The following is a 24,404-nucleotide window of genomic DNA, read 5'->3' as shown; positions in this document are numbered from 1 at the left end:
CAAATAGTGATAATAAACTACAATATAAAAAATATACATCACATAAAAATTAAGGTTTATTTATGAATGAAAAAAGGAGATTTACATGACCAAATTATTAAACGCTTTGAATAATGATTGTATTTTTATAGATGATGAAGAATATAATCTATTAATGAGTGAATATAATGACATAATAGAAAATATAGAAGAATGAGCTTTATTTTTTCCTATTGAGCCTATGCACTTAATGCATAGGCTTTTTTATTATTTAATATTTAGATAAACTACAGCTTATAATTTAATCAATATTTGCTTATTTATTTTTTGGTATATTAGATATATTGACAATATAATAAAAAATATATATACTATACATTAATATAGATTAAAGATAAGAGGTGAATTTATGGATTTAGAAGAAAAACTTGAATTATATTATAGAGGCTCTTCTATAGAAGAAGATATGGAAAAATGTGAAGCTACAAATGATTTCAGCAAAATAAGAAGAAATCCTTATGATTATTTCCATTATAAAGAGGAATTTTTGAAAGATTATTTTTCTATAGAAGATGAGAAATTAAAGAAAAGATATGAACATTTTATGAAGATACTTCTTTACGGAAATGATAAGCAAGGAGAAGGCGGAACTAGATATGTTATTTTTGATTATATAGTCAATAGAGATTTTGAAAAGTCACTTAGATATCTTGCATACGGATATGAGAAAAGATATAAAGAACAGGCAAGAACTTTAAATGGTGAAACTTTAATATATACAGTTTTTGAAGATTTTAATAAATACTTCAGTAAAGAGTTTCAAGAATACACAGAGAAATATATTGATATTATTAATAATAATGATAATAAAAAAATACTGCATAAAATGGGAAGAGATGCTGTAATACCATTGATTGCAATATGTTCTGTTATAAAAAGTAATAAAGAATGTGATGAGAAATATATAAATGCAGCTATAAAATCATTCGATGTTCTTCCTAATATTTATGACACTTTAAATGTAATTGCTGCTATCTTAGATAAAAATGAGGCTATAAAAAATAAATTTATAGAAGTGCTTAATAAAAATGAAGAATATATCATTGATATTAATATTATACTTGGATACTATTTAAAATCATTAGATTATAACAATCCTTATAAAGCTAGAGAGAAATTCTTTAATGCAATAAATTATCCAAATGATTTCGCATTTATAGCACAGCATTTTGAAGATTATTTTCATTATGCCTTCATTTATGGGGCAAGAGATTTATATTTGAATCATAAAGAAGATTTTTATAAAATTTATAATTTTGTAGAAAATAGTTTAAATAGTGATAGGTATAATAATAGAAATAATGATAGAAATAAAAGAATATTTATAGTGCTTAGCGGTATTTTACTTGAACATAATGATAATAAAATAGACACAAATAATTTAAAAAAATCTGTAACTGTATTAGAAACTATAGTTAATAAATTTACAAAAGACAACTCTAATAGATATAATCCAAGACCTACTTTTACTACTACAGAAAAAATAGAAGAAATATTTGATAAAGATAAAAATAAACTCTTTGATACGCTTATAGATTATTATACAGACAAAAAAAATACATACAATCTATACAGCACATACAGATGGGGAAATACTCTCCCTGAATATTGTCTTAATACAGAACTTTATTATTTATTCTCTTTATTTAATTATGACATACCTGAAATGAAAAACTATAAAAAGTTTGCTCTCGATATTTTTAAATATTTACCAATTCAGATTGGAATAAGAAAATATATAGAAGTGCAAGCATCTATAGGAAGTAAAACTTTAAAAGAAGTTATTGATAGTTTATTAAATAATAAAGAATTGAATATTACATTAAAAGAAATTTTATTATCATACTATTTTGATTATGCAGGAGATCTTTCAAATTATTATTATGACTATGGCGGAAAATCTCTTCCTACATTATATAAAGAACTTAGATGCGTAGATGAAAATAATAATGTTATTATAAATAGCGTAAAAGATGAGTTATTAAAAAGCTATTTTGATGAAGTTATGAATATATTAAATGATGATAAGTTTATAAAAGATAATATAGCAAGCAATAAAAATACAGCCTTAGATATATTAAGAACATTGTATAATAAATGTCATTATAATGATTATCATTTAGTTTATACAATTCTTGAAAATACAAAGAGAGCCGAAGTAAAAAGGCATTGTATTAAAGTTATTTCTGATAATGAAACCATTACAAGACCTTATGTTGAAAAGATGTCAGAGAAAGCAAGATCATCAGAACTTAAAGGAGCATTAAAAAATATTATTAAGAATTGGAATCTTAAAAAATACGGCGACTATTTCAAAAGTATTGATGAGGCTTTGGAGTTTATTGACACTTACTACAATACAAACTATGAAAAAAATATAAAGTTCTTAGATGATGTTCATTTGACAAAAGTTTTATACAATAATGGAAAATTAGCTGATGAGAGAATATTTAAATATATCATTATGGAATATATGAATTTAGTAGAACCGGCAAGATTAAAAGACTGCGACATGCTTGCTGAAATTCTTGATACTGCTTCATTTACTAATGCTTTGGAAATGCTATATATTCATTGGAAAGATTCTAATTATGAAGCTGCAAAGAAAAATATTTTAATACCTTATTTAATATATTCTGATGATTTGAAAATATATAAAGTTTATCCTCTTATAAAAGAATTTGCTAAGGGATCGCGTACTGTTATGGCAGCATTCATTGTAAAATGTATGGCATTAAACGGAAAGAACTATGCTTTATTATTGGTAGATGGTCTCACAAGAAAATCACCTACAGCAAAAATAAAAGAAGTGGCAATAGAAACTATGGAGAATGCTGCTTATATGCTTGATATGACAGCCGATGAACTTTCAGACAGAATAATACCTAATTTCGGATTTAGTCAAAAAGGTGAAAAAGTTTTAAACTACGGAGGAGAAGCAAGAAGAACATTCACATTATCAATAGACAATAATCTTGAACTTACAATTACAGATAATGAAAAACAAAAAGTAATAAAATCACTTCCAGCACCAAACAGCAGAGACGACAAAGCAGAAGCAGACAGTGCCAAAAAAGAATTTACTACTCTTAAAAAAGAGATAAAAACTTTGATACAAAACCAAAAAATAAGACTTCAAAAAGTTTTATTAAACGGAAGAAAATGGACTTACAATAATTTCAAAACTGTATTCGTAGAAAACCCAATAATGAACATATTTGCTTTGAAACTTATTTGGGGTGCTTATGATGAGAACAACAATTTAATACAGAGTTTCAGATACATGGAAGACGGCACTTTCAATACAGTTGATGAAGAAGAGTACAGTTTACCAGAGAACAGTTTAATAACTTTGGTTCACCCTTCAGAATTAGATTCTGACACTATAACCAAATGGAAAACTCAATTATCAGATTATGAGATATCACAGCCTATAGAACAGCTCGATTTCAAATATGAAGAGATTAAAGAAGAAGACATAAAAGAAGATAAGATTCATTCTCTTGACTCTAAAACAATAAAGGCTGGTGTATTAATGTCATTAGCTACTAAGTATGATATGGCTAGAGGCGAAGCTATGGACGGAGGAACTTTCTGCGAGTACATATTAAAAGACACTTACCTAAACATATCAGTTCATATCTCATTCGACTATATGTACTTCGGAATGGATGCTAATGAAGATATTAATTTCGGTGATATTGAGTTCTGTGAAATAACTGACGGTATTGAAACTTTGATTAATCCTCTAAAAGTTAATAAGAGATTTGCTTCTTCAATTTACAGTATAGTGAAAAGCGTTTTTGGAGATTAATTTTTATTTATTAAAAGCAAATACGCACTGTAAATAGATTTAAAATATAAACTAGTTAATAATGCAGTTACTGTTATTAACTAGTTTTTTATTTATTCGTTAAAAATTTAAATAACATTAGGGTGGGTGCTTTTAAATTCTATTTAAACAAATAAGAGAGAGCAAATTAAAATTATAAATAAAATTAATAAAGAATAATGGGCGGGGTATGTAATTAAGTTTTAAAATTTAATTATACTTGCCCACCCTTTAGACTTTTAATCTTTTCTCACATTTCTATATTATTTTTCTTTTTTGTTTCTACTGTTATTTTAGCTGCCCACCCAAAATTTTTTTAAATTTAGAACTATACAACGCACGCTAAATAAAACTAAATATATAAATCAATTAATAATACAATTTTTATTATATTTAAAAATCTGCTCACCGTGCGGTATGGAGATTTTAAATCTAATTAAAACTAGGGCTGGCGCTTTTAAATTCTGTTTAAGCAAATAAGAAAGAGAAAATTAAAATTATAAATAAAATTAATAAAGAATAATTGGCGGGAATGAAAATAAATTTTAAAATATTATTAACCATTCCTACCCTATTTATCCAATTATTCTGAAGGCTCTATTACAAACATAGTAGCTATCATTTTGGCAAGCATATTATCCTCTTCATCTCTTACAACAGTTTCTACTATAATTAATCTCTTACCAGCACTTAAAACCTCGCCTGTTGCTATTACCTTTTTAGAAACAACCGGCTTTAAAAAATGTATCTTCAATTCAGAAGTTACAGTTTTATATCCCTCCTTAAGCATAGTACCAGCAGCATGTCCACCCGCAGTATCTGCAATAGCTGTAACCATACCTCCATGCATATATCCTAAATATTGAGAAAACTCCTTTTTGTTTTCACATGATATTACAGCTTTACCTTTATCTACATATTCAAGTTTCATTCCCACAAAAGATAAAAAATCCTGAGAATCAAATCTTTTTCTTATTCTTTCATAAACTTCTTTTTCCAACATATTAATAACTCCTATATATAAATTTCATAATAGTTTCAAACAATCATTTATAGCTTCTATTTTATTTGCTTATAAAATAAATACCTCTCATAAAAAATAATTTATATCTAATTATAACAATATTTTTATAAATAAAGCCAAGTATAAAAATACTTGGCTATAAAATCTAATTTAATATTTTAAAGGAAAAATTTATATATATAATTAATAATAAATATAGCAAATAATATTAGAGGAAGAAAATAAGTTACATATATTCTTGAGAATTTAGGAAATTTTATTCCAGACCCAGAATCTACTTCCTTAATAAAATTATCCCATCCCCAACCATATTTAGATACGCAAAATATTATTATATATATTCCTCCAAGCTCAACTAAATTATAGCTTATTATAAAATCAAATAAATCTAAGAAACTAGTATTTTTTCCCATAGGCTGTATGAATGATAATACATTAAAACCCAAAGCAGTAGGAAGAGAACATATAAATACAACTATTCCCACTAATATAGCAGCTTTATTTCTAGGCATCTTAAATTCAGACATAGTAAAAGCTATTAAATTTTCAAATACAGTAACAACTGTAGTTAATGCCGCCATAGATAAAAATAAAAAGAATAATGTTCCCCATACTCTAGGCATAGGCATAGAATTAAATATATTAGGCAATGTTACAAATGCTAAACCAGCTCCTTCCCCTGGATTTACTCCGAAAGCAAAACAGGCAGGAAATATAACAAGCCCAGCAAGAAATGCTATCGAAGTATCTAATATTACTATTATTATAGACTCATTAGTCAAAGATCTCTCCTTTCCTATATAGCTTCCAAATATAGTCATACTTCCTACACCAATTCCCAATGTAAAAAACGCCTGTCCTAAAGCTGCATATATTACTTCAAAAACATTATCTATTCCCCCATCAAACATCTTAGATAAATCTGGAAGCAAATAGAATTTTATTCCTTCTACAGCACCGTCTAAAGTAATAGATCTCATTATTAATATTATAACTATAACAAACAATGAAGACATCATAATTTTAGATGCTCTTTCAACACCTTTCTGAAGACCTTTAAAACATATTAATGTTCCAAAAAATACAGCTATAAATAAACTCAAAAGCATTATAGCAGGATTAGAAAGCATTTTTCCAAAAAAATCAGCTATTCCATCAGGGGTAAGTCCTAAAGTAGCGCCTGTTGCCATATAATATGCATAGGTTATAGTCCATCCTGTAACACTTGTATAAAACATCATTAATATTAAACAGCCAAACATTTGTACATAACCAATTAAATGCCATTTAGTACCTTCTTTCTCTATTACCTTATATGAACCTGCTATATCTTTTTGTCCGGCTCTTCCTATACTAAATTCCATTATAAGTATTGGAAGCCCCACAAGAGCCAAACATATTAAATATATAATAACAAAAAGAGCTCCGCCGTATTTTCCGGTTATATAAGGAAAACGCCATATATTTCCGAGACCTATAGCACATCCGGCTGATACAAGAATAAAACCAATCCTGCTAGATAATCTTTCTCTTTTTTCATTATTCATATAAAAAAACACTCCATAAAGTTTATTAATCATAATATTATACAAAATTTATAAATTACTTCAAGTAGTAACAAGCAAAAATATTAAACTTTTTTTATTTTATAAAACAAAAATATATCATAAAATAATCTAATTAAGCAAAAAATTTATTATTAAAAAATAAAAGGATTACTATGAGTTAATAGTAATCCTCATAAAACATATAATATATAAATTAGTGTATAACAACTACACGTACACTATTTTCCTGCCATCTACCCTGCCATTTGCTTCCGCTGACAAGTATAGCTTTATCGCCATGATTAGCTAAATTATGTTTGATTAATGTATCTTCAAGTACATCAATCTGACCTCCATGACTTATACCGGCACTAAAATTCAAATCTTCAGGCATGAGTATAGTATAAACATTATGACATATAGCGAGTCTGTTACATAAATCAGGATCAGCAGACATAAAAACAATAGGTGTTTTAGGTCTTTTTTTAGATAAGTTTTTAACAGTATATCCTGATCTTGAAAGAGCTATTATTACTTTATTGTCTAAACAATATGATAAATAAGAAGCACTATCAGTAAGAGCATCATTTATACCTCTATCCAAATAAGACATATTTTCATGTGAAGCTCTCATAACAGATTTCTCAGCCGCCTCAACTATTGAAACCATAGCCTTAACTGATTCTATAGGATAATCACCGGAAGCAGTTTCTGCAGACATCATTACAACATCTGTACCATCTAAAACAGCATTAGCAACATCACTAGCCTCAGCTCTTGAAGGCACAGGGCTTTTAGTCATACTTTCAAGCATTTGAGTAGCTATAATAGTTATTTTTCCTATATCATTTGCCATTCTTAATATCTTTTTCTGCCAAACAGGTACTTCTCCAAATGGTATCTCAACACCTAAATCTCCTCTAGCCACCATTACACCATCAGAATGTTTTATAATTTCCTCTAAATTCTCAAGAGATTCAGTATTTTCTATCTTTGAAACAATACCTACATCTTGAAGATTATTATCATCTAATATCTTTCTAAGTCTTATAACATCTTCAGCCTTTCTTACAAAACTCATTCCTAAATAATTAACACCATTCTTAGCAGCAAATAAAGCATCGCTTACATCTTTTTCAGTTAGAACTTCTGTTGTAACATGTGCTCCAGGAAGATTAATTCCTTTACTGCTTAATATAGTACCTCCTGTTATAACTTTACACACTACAAGTTTTGATGCCTCATCACTGGATTCAACTATAAGCTGTATTGTACCGTCAGCTATCAAAAGCATAGAACCTGATTTAACATCATGAGCAATATTAGAATGTGTTGTTGGTATAATACTATCATCATTAGTTTCTTTATATCCGCTAAGTTTTACTATATCACCTTCTTTTACAGTAATAGACTCTTTTAATTTACCTATTCTTATTTTAGGACCCTGTAAATCTGCCAATATTGCCACAGGTTTTTTTAAATCATTTGAAACCTTTCTTATTATATTTATTCTCTCTAAATGTTCATCATAAGTTCCGAAAGAAAAATTTAGTCGGCATACATCAGCTCCATTTTCTATAATTTTTCTTACCATATCTTCATTAGACCATCTTGGGCCTAAAGTTGCTATTATTTTTGTTTTTCTCATTATTAAATATCCTTTCAATTTTTCAAAATTAAGCTCAAATATATATTAAATATAAAAAAATAATTTAATAATTAAAAATAATTTTTTATTTTTATAAAAAAAAATGGATATATAATAATTTTTACTTTAAAAATATATAATATGATATATAATATTTATATGAGTAAAACATTAAAAAAATTAACCAATATTTTAATAATAATTTCAATTGTATTATTGTTTTCTTCTTGTACTCAAAGAAATAAAACTATAATGCTTACAAATATAGCAATAGATGTACCTGGAGATTTCAAACCAGGATTCTTAGATGGAACAGTAGCTATTGATAATACCGTAGCATTCAATGAATCTTATGGAGTAGAAAGAAATACTGGTATATACACAATAGTATATACAAAATATAAACCAGCTTACAATGGAATAATAAATTTAGAGAAAGCTAAAAATAGAGTAATAGATGGGCTAAGAAATCATCCAGCTATAAAAGAATTTGAACTAGTATCAGAACAAATCCCTGAAAATATGCCTAATTCATATAAAGTTTTAAGCAGTTTCTATTACGGACCTAATAAAACATACCATAAATCTTTCATTATGCTTCATGATAATGGGATACTGCAAATAATGTGTATGTATAATGCTAATAGTAAGAAAGATGATAAAGAAATAGAAAATATTATTAGCTCTGTAAGAATTGTAGATGAATCTAATACAAATAATTAAATATATTCTTTTACTATATTAGAAAGCTCTATAACTTTATTTATATGTAAGGTTTCGCCTCTTATATTTCCATCAATATTTGACTTATTTAATATTTCATCTATATATTCTTTATCTATATTCAAATATGGGGAAGCAATAAAATTATTTCTTATAGTTTTTCTTCTATTATGAAATAAAGTTTTTGAAACGGATTTAAATACTTCAATTATATCTGTATCAACTTTTTTTGGTATAATACTTATAACTGATGAAGTAACCTTTGGAATAGGATAAAAAACATCTTTTGATACATTGAATTCCAATTTAATATTTGACATAAAATTAGCAAATAAAGTAAGAGATGAATAATTCTCAGTATTTTCTTTGGCTATAAGTCTTTGAGCAAAATCGCTTTGAACCATAAATACAGCATAATTCCATTTATCATAAGATTCATGTAAAAGCCATTCCATTATAGGACTTGCTATATTATATGGTATATTTCCATATACATCATATTTGTTTTCTGAATTAGATATATCAAATGTAAGTATATCCTGATGCACTATCTTGATATCATTAAATTTCTCTATTAAATGATTATATAAAGCATTATCATATTCTACTATAGTGAGATTATCTTTATATACAGCATGAAGCATATTGCTTAAAGATCCAAGTCCGCCTCCTATCTCTAAAGCATATTCACCTCTAGATAAATGAGATGGAATTGTATTTGCAATATTGTATGCTATATTTTTATCGCATAGGAAATTTTGTCCTCTATTTTTATTTGGGAATATAGACTTGCTTTTAAGATATTCTGTAACTTCTCTTTTTGAATATAAATTATCTAACATCTCTAGGAATTCTAGCCATTTGGAATATAACATATAATATTAGAAATGCAAATATAACAACAGCAATAATAACACTGATTGTAATATGCGATGCCATTAACATTAACATTCCAAGATAATCTATTAAAACTTTATAAACTATAACAAATAATAGTGTACCTAAAACACCTGTAATTCTATTGTAAAAATGAAATTTATCATTAGATGCGGCAAGTCTGAATCTGAATGAATAATATGCTATTATCATAAATAATAGTAAATATGCTATAGGTTCTATATTTTTTACTAAAAGTTCAAAGTTAATATCTTTATTTGAATATCCAAATTTTTGTATTTCACCTCTTAAAGTAAATAATTCCAACAAATTTACATATTTTAAATTTAGAGAAGTATAATTCTTAATAATATCCAATGTAGTATATGATATATTAATAGGAATAACTTTACTGATAGCATCATTATAAATATATTCATTTTTATTAGTATCAAAATATGCTTTTAATATAATATTTTTAGTATTATTCGTAGAATTGAATGAATCAGCTATTTTTCCAAATAAGAAATTTTCACATCTTACAACTTTTAACTCTTCATCTAATTCCATAAGTGAAATATCAAATATATATAAACTATTTTTGAACATTGCACTTGTAGAAGAAGATAGTAAAATATTTTTACTTAGCATCAAATTAATACCATTATGACTAAAAGCAGAAGAGTACTGCAATAAATCAGGGTTATTTATATAAGCCTCTCTAACTTCTTTAGCTTCCTTAATGAAGAAATCATATCTGCTTATGGCATCTTTTATAATAGAATAATAATTATTTACTTCAGGAATATTAGGATAATTTAAATATAAATCAGAAATATTATCATAAGCCTTCCATAAATATCCATTTTCATACATATCTATTGTTTCTGATAATTTTGAATATATAGATGCCTCTTGAGGAGTAGCATTGCCATAATATAAAGGCTTTTTATTCAAAGCTATACTAATTCTATTCATATAGTATAATGCCATAGGATTATTATTATCCAATTCTAATACCTGACGAAAATAATCACTTGCTGAATTATAATTAGATGAACTAAATTCACGCGTACCAAGGCTCATTAAATTATTTATATTATTAAACTTTTCCTCATGAAGTTTTTCTTCATTTTTCATTTTTTCTTTTTGTATAGATTTTATAAGTAAAAGTGTATTTCCGTCATCTTTATCATAGAATAAAGCTTCTTCAGCTAAAGTAGATGCCTTATCCAAATTACCTGCCATCAATTCCTCTTTAGCTGCTTCATAGGCATTATTTTTTAATTTCAATTCATATTCATAATATACTTTTGCATCTCTGATACTATTATGTTCTTTAAGTTTAGAAATAAATAAATTTGTGAAAGAATAATCATATATAGCATAAAATCCTACTAGCAAAACTATAACAGCTATAGGATAAGCTATAACCTTAGAAATACTTTCCTGATATAAATATTTAGCTTTAAAAAATGACAGATAAACTGATAATGCTATTACATATGGTATATAACTTTTATAAAATATCAAACTATATAATACATATGTAGCAAGAGAATAATCTTCACCCTCTCCTCTGCTATATAATATATATACAAAAAGGATAATAAAGATACTTAAAATACTAAGTAATAGGAAACTTAATATAATACTCTTAGTAATACTGCCTTCTTTTTTCATGAGTCTATATTTTCTTCAATAACTTCTATTTCTTCTTCTATAATTTCAACAGGTTTTAATTTAGGTTTTTCTTCATAAATATCTTGCATAACTTTTTGAGCTAAAATTTTAGGAGGTAAGACTGTGAAATTATTTAAAACTATATCAAAATATTTTAAAGCTTCTTCATACTTTTTTTGATAATAATAACAAAAACCTATTTCATAATAAGCCCAAGCAACATCTTTAGCATAATTTTCTCTATCAAAATTATCTATTATGTACTGATAATAGGCTATAGCAGTTTTATAGTTTTTATTACCAAATTCAGTATATCCTTTTTCAGCTATTATTTTAGGATACTGTCCTTCCTCTACGGAAATTTTAACCGCTGAAGCACATGAAATTAATAAAAAAACAACCGCAGCTAAAAAAATAAAACCTTTTTTCACTAAAAATCCATTATTTCTTTATAGTATATACTTCATCACGTACAGGCAAACTTTTACGTAAAGTCTTAAGGAAACTTCTCAAATCTCCCATTTCCTTATAGTCATCACATTTTTCTACTGTTCTTCTAGCTACTGTAAAATACTTGTACATTTTTTCTTCGCCAAGTTTTTTACGCCATTGCTCTTGTGCACATTTTACTCTTAGCAAATACTGATTACCGTCTATACCGCTAGCTTTTCTAAATAAGACGCAATATCTGCAATTGGCACAATATATACCTGTTTCGGACAATTGTTCATTTTGTTCTTCGCTCATAAATACTTACCATAAATTATATTTATTTTTTTATATTAAAAGTATAACAAACTTTAAGATTAAAGTCAAGATTCTAATGTATGAATAGTTAATTCATAAAATAGCATTAAATTATTTATGATAACATTTAAATTTTATTTTTCCATATAAAATTTACAAAAAATACGGAATTATTTTTTATTATTGCTAATTAAAAATATTACGAGAATACTAAAAGTATGAGAAAAATAATATTAATAATAATTGCAATATGTAGCGCATATATTTATGCATATTCTCAAGATGCAAATTTTCAAGATATATACGAAAAGATGAAAGAAAAATATTCTTCAATGTATCCAAGAAAATTTGAAGCATATATAGATGGTAAAATAGTACAAAGACAAATAGATACTATACCAGCAAAAAGCTACACTAAAACTAAAGAAGATATAAAATTAAGATTCACATTTGAGAAAGGATATAAACCTACTATGATACTTGAAAACGTTGATAGTTTTTATAGAAACATGTTTTCTGTATTTGAAGGTGCTTTAGAAACTGTTGGTTTTTATACTTTGGTAGGAAATAACAATACATATGATTCTATATCAAAAAAATTCACTTTTGAAAGTATAGAAGATAAAAAAGACGAATACAAAATAACTTTAAGAGCAAAAGGTGAAAATGAGAACTATAGTGTAACTTACATAGTAAATAAAGATACTTACATAATAGAAAGAGCAGAATATTATAATAAAAAATCAAAAATGTATGATGTAAACATATTATATGAAGAAGTAGAAGATTATACTCTGCCTAAAACAATAAAATATAAAAGTTCTGACGGAAAAGTAAATTCTGAAATAGAATTTGTTGATATAAAAACTTATAAATAAACGGATATAAAAATTATGAAAAAAATATTATCAATTGTAATTTCACTAATATTGACTATGCCTCTTTACTCTATTGATGTTCAAAGTTTATTTAACCTTCCAAACAATGGAGAAATTGTTTATTACAAAAGCGAAAATATAAATAATGCAGAATATAGTCAGGCTGAAAAATTAAAATCAGATTTACAAAGCAAAGGATATAAAGTATATTCTATAGTTATTGCTGATGTTCTTCCTAAAGAAGGTAATGAATTTATAGCTTTAATATCTTCTGCTCAGGGAGATAAAATATCAATATATAATAAAGACAATGAAGAATTTTCTTATAAAACAGACAGAATAGGAAAAAATGCTGCCGTAGATTTAGAAAATTTTTATGATATAAAAAATGAAATAGGAATAATCAAATACTATATCATAAATGAAGACGGACAAGACAGAGATATTTATATGTATATGTTTAGAATAGATGGATCCAGCATAAAATTCATTGCCGATGTAGTTTTTTATAAAGAAATTAATTCTATGAAAACTTCTGTTATTACTCAAATGGATAATATATTTGAAGATATTGATGGAGACGGAATATATGAAATGCTGGTTGAATCAAGAGAAACTATTGGCGGAGGAAATGACAGAGTTGAATATCAAATTTATAAATTAAGCAAAAGTAAAGGTAAATATGAATGCATTATGTCATCTTGGCTTGAAGAAACTCCTGTAGATTTATCAAGATATTTCAGAAAGAGAATAGAAAAATAATTAATATAAAATAAATAAGTTATAATAAAAAATTAAAAGCCTTAGGTAACAATAATTACTTAAGGCTTTTTAATATTTTTATATCAATAATTAATTATTTTTATTAGCAGAATTTTTAAATATAGATATGGCATAAAGAATTGCAGATAATATTATTATAGCTAATGTAATAGCCCTATTCAAATTAACTTCTTCCTTATATACAAAAATAGCAAGTAAAGTAGCAAAAAATGGAAGTAAAAATTGAAGAAATCCAAGAGTAGAAACTTGAAGTCCTTTAGCTGCTTTGGCATATAAATACAATGGTATTCCTGTAGCAACTCCTGCAAACATCAATGATACCCAAGTATGAATAGGCTGAGGAGTTTTAGGAAAATATATTGTACTTAAAATTATTGATGGAATTAATATAGCAGTAGTTTCTAAAAATAAACTTTCCCAGCTTGAATATATTGTAAGTTTTTTGAATAAGCCGTATATTGAAAAAGTAAGCCCTATAAAAAATGCCATTATAGGAGGCTTGCCTAATGTGATAGTTTGATAAATCATTCCTATAAACATTAAAATAATTGCTGCATATTCCAATGGAGTTTTTTTCTCTCTAAAAACTATAATACCTACTAATATACTTAAAATAGGTGCTATATAATAAGCAAGTCCTGCCTCGAGAACATGTCCTGAATTAACGGTGTAAATATATAAATACCAATTAAGTCCTAAAAAAATTCCAGCTATTATTATAGATATTAAAGGCTTAATACCTCTATATAAATTTGCTTTTTTGTATATTATGATTATTAAAGTAAATATAAAAGTAGTTATAACCCTTAAACCCAAAACAAAAGCCGAATCAAAATTCTGAACAGATTTCCAATAAAGAGGCAAAAGCCCCCAAATTATATATGCAGCCGAAGCTAGCAAAATAGATTTATTATTATTATTATCTGACATAAATATATCCAATACAATTTTTTTTGGACATAATAATAAAATTTAATAAAAATATTTTCAATATGAGATTTAATAATTTAAAAATAAATTTATAATTTACCGCATCTTAATTTATTAATAGTATCTTTTTTATTATCGCTGTCAATTATAGCACTTCCAGCTACAAGAAAATTAGCACCAGCCTCAACTACTCTATTACAAGTATTAAGATTAACTCCGCCGTCAACAGCAAGAATTATATCTCTATTTCCTATTAATTTTTTTGCCTCTTTTATTTTGCTTACAGATGATTCTATAAACTTCTGTCCGCCGAATCCAGGATTAACACTCATTAAAAGTAAATAATCAATATCATCAATAATAGGTTCTATTACATCTACCCTAGTATGCGGATTAAGTACAATACCAGCTTTGATATTATGTGCCTTTATCAGATAAATCAATCTATGTATATGAATATTACCCTCAAAATGTACACTTATAATATCGCATCCTGCCTTAGCAAAATCATCAATATGCTTTTCAGGATTAACTATCATAAGATGAGCATCAAGAGGAATACTGCTTATCTTTTTTATATCTGAAATTACTTTAGCACCGAATGTAATCTGCGGAACGAATACTCCGTCCATTACATCTAAATGCAAATAATCGCTTCCTGCTTCTTCAAGTTCTTTTATAGTAGCATCCAAATTTGAAAATGATGCTGTTAATATTGAAGGAGCTATATTAATTTTACTCATAATCTTTCCTTTATTGTTATGCTCGCCTACACTATAAATAGATGCCAACTAAAGTTGTCATCTGCTTCGGCTCGCTTATTTATTGTTATGCTCGCCTACACTATTAATAGATGCCAACTAAAGTTGTCATCTGCTTCGGCTCGCTTATTTATTGTTATGCTCGCCTACGCTATTAATAGATGCCAACTAAAGTTGTCATCTGCTTCGGCTCGCTTATTTATTGTTATGCTCGCCTACACTATTAATAGATGCCAACTAAAGTTGTCATCTGCTTCGGCTCGCTTATTTATTGTTATGCTAGCCTACACTATTAATAGATGCCGACTGAAGTTATCAACTATTTCGGCTTACTTGTTTATTGTTATGCTCACCTACGCTATTAATAGATGCCGACTGAAGTTATCAACTATTTCGGCTTACTTGTTTATTGTTATGCTCGCCTACGCTATTAATAGATTACAACCAAATGAACATACTTATTTATTACTATGTACGCTTAACAAAAATAATCAAATTTATATTTTTTATTTGATATCTTTGCATTTAAATTATTATTTATTAGCTTTTTTATTTTTCTTTATTGCTATACTAGCCATTTCTATTTTATCTAACGCCTTTTTTGCTGCATTAGTTTCGGCTTCTTTCTTACTTTTACCAACACCCAAAGCAAAATTTTTATCATTTACATAAACTTCTGATTTAAACATCTCATGATTATTGTCATAATATTCATAAGATTTATAAATAGGACTTGTTTTATGTTTTTTCTGTATAAGCTCTTGAAATATAGTTTTATAGTCTTTATCAAAGTTTTCAATATCCAAATTCTTAAGTCTTTCTTTATAAGCCCTCATAACAAATTTAGATGCACTTGTAATGCCAGAATCTAAATATATAGCACCGACTATTGCCTCAAATAAATCTTCAAGCATATTATCTCTATATCTTCCGCCTGAAGCTTCTTCTCCATGCCCAAGAAGTAAAAAATCTCCAAGCTTAAGCTCTTTAGAAATATCTGCCAAACTCTTCTGTGATACCAAAGACGATTTTACTTTAGATAATAAACCTTCTTTACTGCTACTGTATTTTTTGAATAGATAATCTGAAATAATAAGAGATAGTACAGAGTCACCTAAAAATTCCAATCTCTGATTATATTTCATCTTCTTTTTTGATTCATTAGCATAAGTTCTATGAGTTATAGCCTCTAGTAGATGATCTTTATTTCTAAACTCATATTTTAAAGCCGTCTGACAATTATTTAAGATTTTATCTATATTCATAACCATATCTGCCTAACAGTATTGTATTTATAATACAATGAATAAAATAACAGTCAAGAAATAAATATAATTTTTTGATATTTTTTGTGATTTTATTATATATTAATATATTATTAATGTCCGAATATACTTGAATACATATTTCCTGTAATCTCCTTAACTGAACCTTTTGAAGAATCATAACACCAATTATAATCAAATATACTGTTTTCAACATTAAACATAGGAGTACTTCCTATTATAAGAGAATAAAATCTATTTTCATTTTTCTTTTGTACTTCAGCCAATTTATAATCTTCTTCTGTAAATTCATTGAATACAAAGTCAGAAACAAAAAGCAAATCAGATTTTTTATAATTCTCAGTATTCATAGTTTTTATAGCATGCCTTAATGCAGGTACAGCATCAGTTCCTCCATTAAAACTTAATCTCAAAAATTCTATTAAATTATCCATAGTATTAGGATATGTTAAATCCATAGTTTCTATTTGAGTACTGAAATTTATAAGATAGCAATTTCTTTTCTGCTTCATTGCCCTAGCTGCTAAATATAATGTAACAGCCTTTGCTACAGTTTCAGGAACTCCACTCATAGAACCGCTTGTATCAACGCATATTATAATAGGACCTTTTTTATCATCTTCTATAACCTGCATCTCATCTTCAACCATTTCATCATAAGAATAATCAGTATAACCCTCTTTCTTAAAAGTTAAAAGTCTATTCTCAAAATATTTAATACCAAATAATGTTTCAAGCACTCCTTCAGCTAAAAGCAGCTTCTCCTGAGGAAGTATATTATGTATATCCCTAGAATAAGTTATGCCTACAATCTCTTCTTCTGAATTAATATCTCTTACAGTTGTATGAAAAGTCTCCTTTCTTAAAACTTTTTCTATCCTATAACTTTCTTCTTCCTTTACAAATCTTCCTAGCATATCGCATAATTTTTTTATATTTTCATTGCTTTTTATGAGCTGAGCAAGCTGTTTTATATATTCAATATCCCTTTTTAATAAATTGCCTAAACTTAAATCAAATAAACTTCCTGTTTCCTCACCTAAAGCATTCTCAAGCTCCATTATATCTTTTAAATAATCAAGAAACTCCTTTGTTTTTTTAAAAAACTCTTCTCTAAATTTATCTATCTCTTTTAAAGACCAGTCAATATATTTATCATCTAAAGACTTTTTCCAATTATCCAAAACAGATTTTCTTATAGCTTTTATATCAGTATCCTTTTGATTTTTTATATCTTCTGACTCTTCAATATTATTAATATTATCAATATTATCATTAACAGATTTATTATCAGAATCTTTATTAATATATGACTCTTCTTTTTCTATTTTTGTTTTTATCTCTGTTTGATTAATTTGAGTTTTTTCAATTTTGGGCTTTTTATAATATTTATTTTTAAAATCTTCCAATTTGCTTTTAAAAAATTTAATATCAGCATTTGGATTTATTTTATTATAATGATTAAGATCTTCTAAAATAGACTTTTCATCAGCACCATTATACTTAAAATCATTATAAGACTTTCTAAAATCCCTATAATCCTTTTCAAAAGGACTGTTATCTTCTATATGAGATTTTATTTTATTTTCAAACTCTTCTATTCTTCCGTCTATTTCTTTACTAACATTAGAATCATTAAGAAAATTAAAGGTATTAGAAAACCTTTTTATAAATTCATCTTTAGTGGCTTTTATACTGTTAAAAATATTTTCAAACATAATAAAAAACTTCCATTTTTTAATAAATTAATTATTTATAGTCTGACACTGCTCTACTTTATTTTTTTCCTGCTCTACTTCAAATCTTTTAGATTTAAAATCAGCTATATAATCATTATGACTTTTTAATATTATATCACTATAGCATTCAGCAATAAAAGGAGAATTTATCTTTTCTTTTTGCTTTTTTAAATCTTCTTCAGATTTTTTTACTGCCTCATCTATCTTTTCTATCAATTCGTTGCAGCTTTTAATATAATTATCTTTTGTTCTTGAAGTAATTGTTTTATATGTACCTTTTTCTGACTTTATAGGTAATCTTTTTGCAATTTCAGTAACAGTTTCATTATTACTGTTAAGAAGATAATAAGATGAATTCTTAGTAATTTTTAAGCTGGATCCGCCATTGAAAGAAAAATTAAAATATTCATATGGATTGCCATTTATATCCAAAGCATAAAAATCAGAACTTGTATTAAGTTTATTAAGAGGCACATATAAATCTATTTTTTTATTTCCATTATAGTAATAATTTAATGGTATTTTTATACATTCTTTGCCATTTATATCTTCAGTATTATAAACATTTTTATCATTTATACATTCAGATTCTATATCCTTTTTTAACTCATTAACTTCACTTGATAAGCTTTCAAAATCTTTTCTGCTTATTTGAGAAAAACTTTCAATAGATTTTTGAACTATCTTCTTTACATCATCAATATTTTCTTCAAGCGTCCATATACAATGAGATATTAAAAAACAATCTACAGGAAGTATTTCTTCCCTATCGCAAAAATATGCTGCTGTTTTTAATATATAAACAATGTTTTTCCATCTTCTGTCTGAAATATATATTTTCTCATTATTGCCTTTATTGTATTCATCTATTTCAGATTTTATAGAGCATATTATATTAAGTACATTTTCAGGCACTTTTATCTCTTCTATAATACTTTTTAAATCTTCCCAATATTGTGTAGATATTTTTTCATCGTTATTAAAGCTAGCATTAAAAGAAACATCTTTATCAACTATTAAAGATTTAAAATTATTTACATCTTTAGCAGGATCAACCAATAAACGCATTATAAATCTGTCATACATTGCCTCAAGTCCCTGACCTTTTGGAGGAGTTTCATTGCTTGCTGCAATTAATGCCTTTAATGGTACTTTCTCTTCCTGACTTCCGTTTCTGTATACTTTTTCATTTATTATAGTTAATAATGTATTTAATATTGCAGGACTGCTTTTCCAAATTTCATCTAAAAATACGAAATCTGCTTTTGGTAAATAGCCTTCAATCTGTCTTTCAAATTTATCTTCTTTTAATTTAGATAAGCTTACAGGACCAAAAACATCTTCAGGAGTTGTAAACCTGCTCATAAGCTGACCGAAATATTTAGAATCATTAAAAACTGAGGCTATTCTTCTTACGATTAAACTTTTAGCAGTGCCAGGAAGCCCATACAAAAATACTGACTTTCCAGCCAAAGCACATAACAGTGTTAATCCTATTACTTCTTCTTTTTCATATAAACCTTCTGAAAGTTTTTTAATAATATAATTTATTTTTTCCTTATTTAATTCCATATTTAATACCTCTAATATATTTAGTTATAATAAATATTATAATTACTAGACGCTAATTTACAACATAATATATACATTAAATAATACAATATTTAATATATCCCCATAGGGAAGTAAAATTTATATAACACATTTCAAACATACATCTTTTGTGATTTTTATAATTGTTTTTTTACCTTATATATATTATAATGTTTTTCTACTTATATATTTTTAGATTTTAATTTTTTAATAATGATTTAATTTTTAGCAATACACAAAACAAAAAAGGAACAAAATGATATCAGTAGAAAATTTAAACAAATATTACGGTGATTTTCATGCTTTAAAAGGCGTAAGTTTTGAAATAAATGCCGGAGAAATTGTAGGAATATTAGGACCAAACGGAGCAGGAAAATCAACTACTTTAAGAATACTCACTTGCTACCTTTCGCCTACTAGCGGAAATGCTATTATTGACGGAAAAAGCATATTAAATAATGAAAGAGAAGTAAAAAAGGTTATAGGATATTTGCCTGAATCAGCACCTCTTTATGATGATATGAGCGTATTTGATTATCTTATTTATATGGCTGAAATTCAGGAACTTGAAAGAAGCAGATTAAGCGAAAGACTTCATTATGTTGTAAATGCCTGCAGTCTTAAAGATGTTATATCAAAATCAATCGGTGAGCTTTCAAAAGGTTATAAACAGAGAGTAGGAATTGCAGGAGCCATTATACATGATCCTAAAATACTTATATTAGATGAACCTACTAACGGACTTGACCCTAACCAAATAGTAGAAATTAGAGAGCTTATAAAAGAATTAGGAAAAGAAAAAACAGTTCTCATATCTACACATATATTAAGCGAAGTTGAGGCTACTTGTTCAAGGGCTATAATTATCAATCAAGGTAATGTTATTGCAGATGCTGACCCTAAACATTTAAGTTTGAATAATAACAGCAAAGAAAATAAAGTATCTGTAAGAATAAAATTATCTATCAAAACTAATGATGATAAAAATAAAATAATAGAAAAACTAAAGAAGATAGAAAATATTTATGATGTTAAATCGGAAGATAACGGAGATTTAAAAGATATTACAATATACTCTAATGAAGAAGAGCCTAGAGAAAAGATTTATTCATTTATCAAGAGTACAGATTGGATAATATATGAAATGTTTAGAGAAAGAGAAAATCTAGAAGAAGTATTCCATACATTAACAAAAGGAGATAAGTAAGTGCAGTCTATAAGTTATACTATAAATAAATCGAATGTTATATTAAAAAAAGAATTGAGGCATATTTTTTTCTCGCCTATAGCATATATATTTTCAGCAATATTTTTAATTGTCAGCGGAGTATATTTCTTTTCAAGATTTTTTATACTTCAGCAGAATGATATGCAGGATTTTTTCAGTATTCTGCCTTTAATACTATCGCTTATAATTCCGCCTATCACTATGGGGCTATTATCAAGTGAGTTTTCAAGCGGTTCTTATGAGCTTATAAGTACACAGTCAGTTTCTACTTTAGAAATTATATTGGGTAAATTCTTTTCCGCTGTAATATTTATGCTTTTTGCATTAATACCTACTATACTCTACCCTATGACATTAACTTTTTTAGGAAGATTAGATATAGGACCTGTTATTACCGGATATATAGGAAGCGTATTTCTTATTATGGCATTATGTGCTATAGGTATATTTGCTTCATCTACTACAAAAAATCAGATAGTAGCTTTAATTGTAGGGCTTGCTATCATGATATCATTAAACATGTTTTTAAGATATTTAACATTACTTTTCCCTGCTTCTGTTAATTTTATAGAAGTTATAAGCGGCGATTATCATTTTGCTAATATAGCAAGAGGAGTATTGGATTTAAGGGACATTATATACTTCTTATCAGTTACAGTAATATTCCTTTATTTAGCAAATATTATGCTTGAAAACAGAAAATAATTTACGATATTAAAAACCAAAATAAATTATAAACTTATAGGATAAATAAAATGAATAAAAATGTTACAAAAATAATAGTTTTGCTTATAGCATTAGCAGTAATAAGTGTTGCAGCATTTCTAACAACTAAACAAAGCCGTAAAAAAATAGAGGCAAACAAACCTAGAACTCAGCTTTTTGAACTTAATGAAACAAATGTTACAAAATATGAATTAAGATATGCTGAAGAACCAATAATTGTAGAAAAAATAGATGAAACTTGGAAAGTAATAGCTCCTTCTAACGATTATAAAATAGATCAGTTAGAGGCATTTGCAAATGTTAAAAACTTTAATACTTTGAATATTGACAGCACAATAACAAATCTTGCTGAATTAGATTCATTTGGTTTAGAAAACCCAAGCAATGAATTTACAGTTTGGGAAGGCGATAAAGAATATAAAGTATTCGTTGGAAATAAAACAGCTGATGAAGAAAAATATTATGTAAAATATAATGATGAATATTTCAGTGTAGAGCTTATTTATATAGAAGCATTAAAGAAAACTATTGATATGCTTAGAGATAAGCAAATATTTGATAAAACTATATATATAGATTCTGTAGTAAAAACTGAAAGTAATATAAGAGATTATACAAATACTATAAGAAAAGAAAATAGAACTAATTGGGTTGTTGATGGTGTAGATGAAGAAATTAGTTTAGATAAAGCTTACAGAGATTTTGAAGCATTATCATTAGTTAAAGCTACAGGATTCGTATACGATGAGAATATGATAAAATATTTAAATAGATTATTCAGAATACCTGATGCTGTTATTACAATATATATGGAAGATAATACCAAAACACAGTATGAAATAGTATATGATAATAATGATAACAGAGTATATGTAAAACCTCAAAGCGGTATAATATATGAAGTTGATTATAATATATATTCTGCTGCTATGCGTGACAGAAGCTATTATATAAAAACCGAAGATGATGAAAAAGAAACAAATAATGAAAATGATCCTTATATGGATATGACTGAAGATGGTATGAGATTAGATGAAAATTTGCAGCAATAAATTAATAAAATTTAATATATTTTTAAGGAAGTAATTTATGAAACAGCAAATACCTAATTTACTAAGTATAAGCAGAATAGTTTTATCACCTCTTGTTATATTTCTGTACTTTTATAATTCTATGATAAGTGCAGTATTGGCATTAATATTTCTGATAATACTAGAAATAACAGATGCCTTAGACGGTGCTATGGCTAGAAAATTTAATCTTGTAAGTGATTTAGGAAAAGTACTTGATCCTTTTGCTGATACTGTATTTCATATAACTATGTTTACAATATTTCTATATGAAGGCTCTATGCCTATATGGATGTATATAATCTCACTTTATAGAGATATGTTTTCAATGTTTATAAGAATATTAGGAGGATTAAGAGGTTTTGCTGTTGCCGCTAAATTCAGCGGTAAATTAAAAACCGCATCAAGAGCAGCTGCTGTAGTTATAATATTCCTTCTAAAAATATTAAAATATACAGATATAGTTCTTCCTTATGAGCAAATAACATATTACAGTTTATTAGTGGTTACTATAATAACAATATACTCATTCTTTGATTATATGCCTTTAATAACAGGAAAAGCAAACAAAAAATAATTTGTATTATTGATAATAATAGACTTCATTAAAAAATAATGGGTATTCATAAATATTTGAATACCCATTTTTATTATAATAGAAAACTATAATCATATAAAAAATAATTAGAACCAATACCTAAATCCAAAATCTCCTGAGAATCTAAAGAATTTAGCAAAAGTCCATCCTGTATGACTAGGATACCAACCGAAAGTTCCAAAACCATCACTGCCTATAGCGATTACATTAAGTCCTGGAGAAATTTGTAAAAATATTTCCCAATCTCTATCAACTATAAAAGAAACTCCTAAAGGAAGTCTGAAACCCAAACCTAAATTCCAATAATTATTACCAAATTCTGCAACTGCCTCAGCTCCCGGACCAAAATAAAGCCAAGCATCAGACTCACCTGCCTTACCTATTCTATATTTTAATGCCCACCAATCAGCATTAGCACTAAGCCCAAACCAAGCCCAGCCTTTAGTTGATATACCTATATTCAATATACCGCTGAACATCAATGGAAAATTATCAATTTTTCCTGTTACTCCCAAAGAAGCTTGACTTGGAAAACTAAATCTCAAAAAAAGTCCTGCAGCAGCACCATTAGGATAATCAGCATACAATTTAGATTCAATAGAGAAAAAAGAAATTAAAATAGTACAAAATAAACTGTAAATGATTACTCTTTTAAACATATAAACAAAACCTAATTTTACTTTATATAAATAT

General features: G+C 26.6%; 21 protein-coding genes. 8 read left to right on the top strand and 13 right to left on the bottom strand.

The features are described from left to right. The first annotated feature begins 388 nt into the window (after positions 1–388). Positions 389–3,853 (top strand): DUF4132 domain-containing protein, encoded by a 3,465-nt coding sequence (locus BHYOB78_RS04285; protein ID WP_020064092.1) that lies wholly within the window; start codon positions 389–391, stop codon positions 3,851–3,853. 601 nt (positions 3,854–4,454) lie between these two features. Here BHYOB78_RS04285 and BHYOB78_RS04280 read toward each other — a convergent pair. The 3 genes from BHYOB78_RS04280 to pyk all read right to left on the bottom strand — a co-directional run bounded on the left by BHYOB78_RS04280 (position 4,455) and on the right by pyk (position 8,090). Further along, complete coding sequence (locus BHYOB78_RS04280; protein WP_020064093.1) at positions 4,455–4,874, bottom strand: PaaI family thioesterase; 420 nt, start codon at positions 4,872–4,874, stop codon at positions 4,455–4,457. Between the two features lie 179 nt (positions 4,875–5,053). Further along, positions 5,054–6,442, bottom strand: coding sequence for a sodium-dependent transporter (locus BHYOB78_RS04275; RefSeq protein WP_020064094.1), 1,389 nt, complete (start codon positions 6,440–6,442; stop codon positions 5,054–5,056). Positions 6,443–6,656: 214 nt separating this feature from the next. Then, positions 6,657–8,090, bottom strand: coding sequence for a pyruvate kinase (gene pyk / locus BHYOB78_RS04270; RefSeq protein ID WP_020064095.1), 1,434 nt, complete (start codon positions 8,088–8,090; stop codon positions 6,657–6,659). Between the two features lie 159 nt (positions 8,091–8,249). Here pyk and BHYOB78_RS04265 point away from each other — a divergent pair, with 159 nt between their 5' ends. After that, complete coding sequence (locus BHYOB78_RS04265; RefSeq protein ID WP_226989560.1) at positions 8,250–8,813, top strand: hypothetical protein; 564 nt, start codon at positions 8,250–8,252, stop codon at positions 8,811–8,813. Here the strand turns inward: BHYOB78_RS04265 and rsmA are convergent. The 4 genes from rsmA to BHYOB78_RS04245 are packed head-to-tail and all read right to left on the bottom strand — an operon-like array spanning position 8,810 to position 12,119. Next, positions 8,810–9,655, bottom strand: a complete 846-nt coding sequence (gene rsmA / locus BHYOB78_RS04260; protein WP_020064096.1) for a 16S rRNA (adenine(1518)-N(6)/adenine(1519)-N(6))-dimethyltransferase RsmA — start codon at positions 9,653–9,655, stop codon at positions 8,810–8,812. The two genes, BHYOB78_RS04265 and rsmA, sit on opposite strands and share 4 nt — an antisense overlap. After that, the gene (locus BHYOB78_RS04255) at positions 9,645–11,372 is read right to left on the bottom strand and encodes a tetratricopeptide repeat protein (protein ID WP_020064097.1); all 1,728 of its coding nucleotides are present in this window, start codon (positions 11,370–11,372) and stop codon (positions 9,645–9,647) included. Before BHYOB78_RS04255 ends, rsmA begins: the two co-directional genes overlap by 11 nt. Next, positions 11,369–11,803 (bottom strand): tetratricopeptide repeat protein, encoded by a 435-nt coding sequence (locus tag BHYOB78_RS04250; RefSeq protein WP_012669564.1) that lies wholly within the window; start codon positions 11,801–11,803, stop codon positions 11,369–11,371. Before BHYOB78_RS04250 ends, BHYOB78_RS04255 begins: the two co-directional genes overlap by 4 nt. A gap of 10 nt (positions 11,804–11,813) precedes the next feature. Further along, a complete protein-coding gene (locus tag BHYOB78_RS04245) occupies positions 11,814–12,119 on the bottom strand; it encodes a hypothetical protein (RefSeq protein ID WP_012669563.1) in 306 nt (101 codons plus the stop codon). A gap of 218 nt (positions 12,120–12,337) precedes the next feature. On the opposite strand from BHYOB78_RS04245, the gene BHYOB78_RS04240 reads away from it, so the two are divergent. Next, a complete protein-coding gene (locus BHYOB78_RS04240) occupies positions 12,338–12,997 on the top strand; it encodes a hypothetical protein (protein ID WP_020064098.1) in 660 nt (219 codons plus the stop codon). 15 nt (positions 12,998–13,012) lie between these two features. Next, positions 13,013–13,759: a hypothetical protein gene (locus BHYOB78_RS04235; protein ID WP_020064099.1), complete on the top strand. Its 747-nt coding sequence runs from the start codon at positions 13,013–13,015 to the stop codon at positions 13,757–13,759. 90 nt (positions 13,760–13,849) lie between these two features. Here BHYOB78_RS04235 and rarD read toward each other — a convergent pair whose 3' ends face one another. The 5 genes from rarD to BHYOB78_RS04210 all read right to left on the bottom strand — a co-directional run bounded on the left by rarD (position 13,850) and on the right by BHYOB78_RS04210 (position 20,068). After that, a complete protein-coding gene (gene rarD, locus BHYOB78_RS04230; protein ID WP_038369828.1) occupies positions 13,850–14,710 on the bottom strand; it encodes an EamA family transporter RarD in 861 nt (286 codons plus the stop codon). A gap of 89 nt (positions 14,711–14,799) precedes the next feature. Further along, positions 14,800–15,453 carry a ribulose-phosphate 3-epimerase gene (gene rpe / locus BHYOB78_RS04225; protein ID WP_028331298.1) on the bottom strand — a complete coding sequence of 218 codons (654 nt, stop codon included), beginning with the start codon at positions 15,451–15,453 and terminating at the stop codon, positions 14,800–14,802. 551 nt (positions 15,454–16,004) lie between these two features. Next, positions 16,005–16,736, bottom strand: a complete 732-nt coding sequence (rnc, locus tag BHYOB78_RS04220; protein WP_012672142.1) for a ribonuclease III — start codon at positions 16,734–16,736, stop codon at positions 16,005–16,007. 113 nt (positions 16,737–16,849) lie between these two features. Then, on the bottom strand, positions 16,850–18,475 hold the full coding sequence (locus BHYOB78_RS04215) for a VWA domain-containing protein (protein WP_020064102.1): 1,626 nt from the start codon (positions 18,473–18,475) through the stop codon (positions 16,850–16,852). Positions 18,476–18,502: 27 nt separating this feature from the next. Beyond that, positions 18,503–20,068 carry an AAA family ATPase gene (locus tag BHYOB78_RS04210; protein ID WP_020064103.1) on the bottom strand — a complete coding sequence of 522 codons (1,566 nt, stop codon included), beginning with the start codon at positions 20,066–20,068 and terminating at the stop codon, positions 18,503–18,505. 277 nt (positions 20,069–20,345) lie between these two features. Here BHYOB78_RS04210 and BHYOB78_RS04205 point away from each other — a divergent pair, with 277 nt between their 5' ends. The 4 genes from BHYOB78_RS04205 to pgsA are packed head-to-tail and all read left to right on the top strand — an operon-like array spanning position 20,346 to position 23,690. Next, complete coding sequence (locus tag BHYOB78_RS04205) at positions 20,346–21,296, top strand: ATP-binding cassette domain-containing protein (RefSeq protein ID WP_020064104.1); 951 nt, start codon at positions 20,346–20,348, stop codon at positions 21,294–21,296. Beyond that, positions 21,297–22,022, top strand: coding sequence for an ABC-2 transporter permease (locus BHYOB78_RS04200; RefSeq protein WP_012672138.1), 726 nt, complete (start codon positions 21,297–21,299; stop codon positions 22,020–22,022). It begins immediately after the preceding gene. A 50-nt stretch (positions 22,023–22,072) separates the two neighbouring features. Then, positions 22,073–23,095 (top strand): DUF4340 domain-containing protein, encoded by a 1,023-nt coding sequence (locus BHYOB78_RS04195; protein WP_020064105.1) that lies wholly within the window; start codon positions 22,073–22,075, stop codon positions 23,093–23,095. Between the two features lie 37 nt (positions 23,096–23,132). Then, entirely contained in the window at positions 23,133–23,690 is a 558-nt protein-coding gene (pgsA, locus tag BHYOB78_RS04190) for a CDP-diacylglycerol--glycerol-3-phosphate 3-phosphatidyltransferase (RefSeq protein ID WP_020064106.1), read from the top strand. A 107-nt stretch (positions 23,691–23,797) separates the two neighbouring features. Here pgsA and BHYOB78_RS04185 read toward each other — a convergent pair whose 3' ends face one another. Continuing rightward, positions 23,798–24,370 (bottom strand): hypothetical protein, encoded by a 573-nt coding sequence (locus BHYOB78_RS04185; RefSeq protein ID WP_020064107.1) that lies wholly within the window; start codon positions 24,368–24,370, stop codon positions 23,798–23,800. Between the last annotated feature and the right edge of the window lie 34 nt (positions 24,371–24,404).

Origin of the sequence: Brachyspira hyodysenteriae ATCC 27164 (genome assembly GCF_001676785.2) — a bacterium.
Taxonomy (GTDB): domain Bacteria; phylum Spirochaetota; class Brachyspiria; order Brachyspirales; family Brachyspiraceae; genus Brachyspira; species Brachyspira hyodysenteriae.
This window is presented reverse-complemented; position numbering and strand designations above follow the sequence as displayed.

Coding starts and splice junctions, on each gene's coding strand:
- BHYOB78_RS04285 (WP_020064092.1), top strand. CDS start 389: ATGGATTTAGAAGAAAAACTTGAATTATATTATAGAGGCTCTTCTATA.
- BHYOB78_RS04280 (WP_020064093.1), bottom strand. CDS start 4,874: ATGTTGGAAAAAGAAGTTTATGAAAGAATAAGAAAAAGATTTGATTCT.
- BHYOB78_RS04275 (WP_020064094.1), bottom strand. CDS start 6,442: ATGAATAATGAAAAAAGAGAAAGATTATCTAGCAGGATTGGTTTTATT.
- pyk (WP_020064095.1), bottom strand. CDS start 8,090: ATGAGAAAAACAAAAATAATAGCAACTTTAGGCCCAAGATGGTCTAAT.
- BHYOB78_RS04265 (WP_226989560.1), top strand. CDS start 8,250: ATGAGTAAAACATTAAAAAAATTAACCAATATTTTAATAATAATTTCA.
- rsmA (WP_020064096.1), bottom strand. CDS start 9,655: ATGTTAGATAATTTATATTCAAAAAGAGAAGTTACAGAATATCTTAAA.
- BHYOB78_RS04255 (WP_020064097.1), bottom strand. CDS start 11,372: ATGAAAAAAGAAGGCAGTATTACTAAGAGTATTATATTAAGTTTCCTA.
- BHYOB78_RS04245 (WP_012669563.1), bottom strand. CDS start 12,119: ATGAGCGAAGAACAAAATGAACAATTGTCCGAAACAGGTATATATTGT.
- BHYOB78_RS04240 (WP_020064098.1), top strand. CDS start 12,338: ATGAGAAAAATAATATTAATAATAATTGCAATATGTAGCGCATATATT.
- BHYOB78_RS04235 (WP_020064099.1), top strand. CDS start 13,013: ATGAAAAAAATATTATCAATTGTAATTTCACTAATATTGACTATGCCT.
- rarD (WP_038369828.1), bottom strand. CDS start 14,710: ATGTCAGATAATAATAATAATAAATCTATTTTGCTAGCTTCGGCTGCA.
- rpe (WP_028331298.1), bottom strand. CDS start 15,453: ATGAGTAAAATTAATATAGCTCCTTCAATATTAACAGCATCATTTTCA.
- rnc (WP_012672142.1), bottom strand. CDS start 16,736: ATGAATATAGATAAAATCTTAAATAATTGTCAGACGGCTTTAAAATAT.
- BHYOB78_RS04215 (WP_020064102.1), bottom strand. CDS start 18,475: ATGTTTGAAAATATTTTTAACAGTATAAAAGCCACTAAAGATGAATTT.
- BHYOB78_RS04210 (WP_020064103.1), bottom strand. CDS start 20,068: ATGGAATTAAATAAGGAAAAAATAAATTATATTATTAAAAAACTTTCA.
- BHYOB78_RS04205 (WP_020064104.1), top strand. CDS start 20,346: ATGATATCAGTAGAAAATTTAAACAAATATTACGGTGATTTTCATGCT.
- BHYOB78_RS04195 (WP_020064105.1), top strand. CDS start 22,073: ATGAATAAAAATGTTACAAAAATAATAGTTTTGCTTATAGCATTAGCA.
- pgsA (WP_020064106.1), top strand. CDS start 23,133: ATGAAACAGCAAATACCTAATTTACTAAGTATAAGCAGAATAGTTTTA.
- BHYOB78_RS04185 (WP_020064107.1), bottom strand. CDS start 24,370: ATGTTTAAAAGAGTAATCATTTACAGTTTATTTTGTACTATTTTAATT.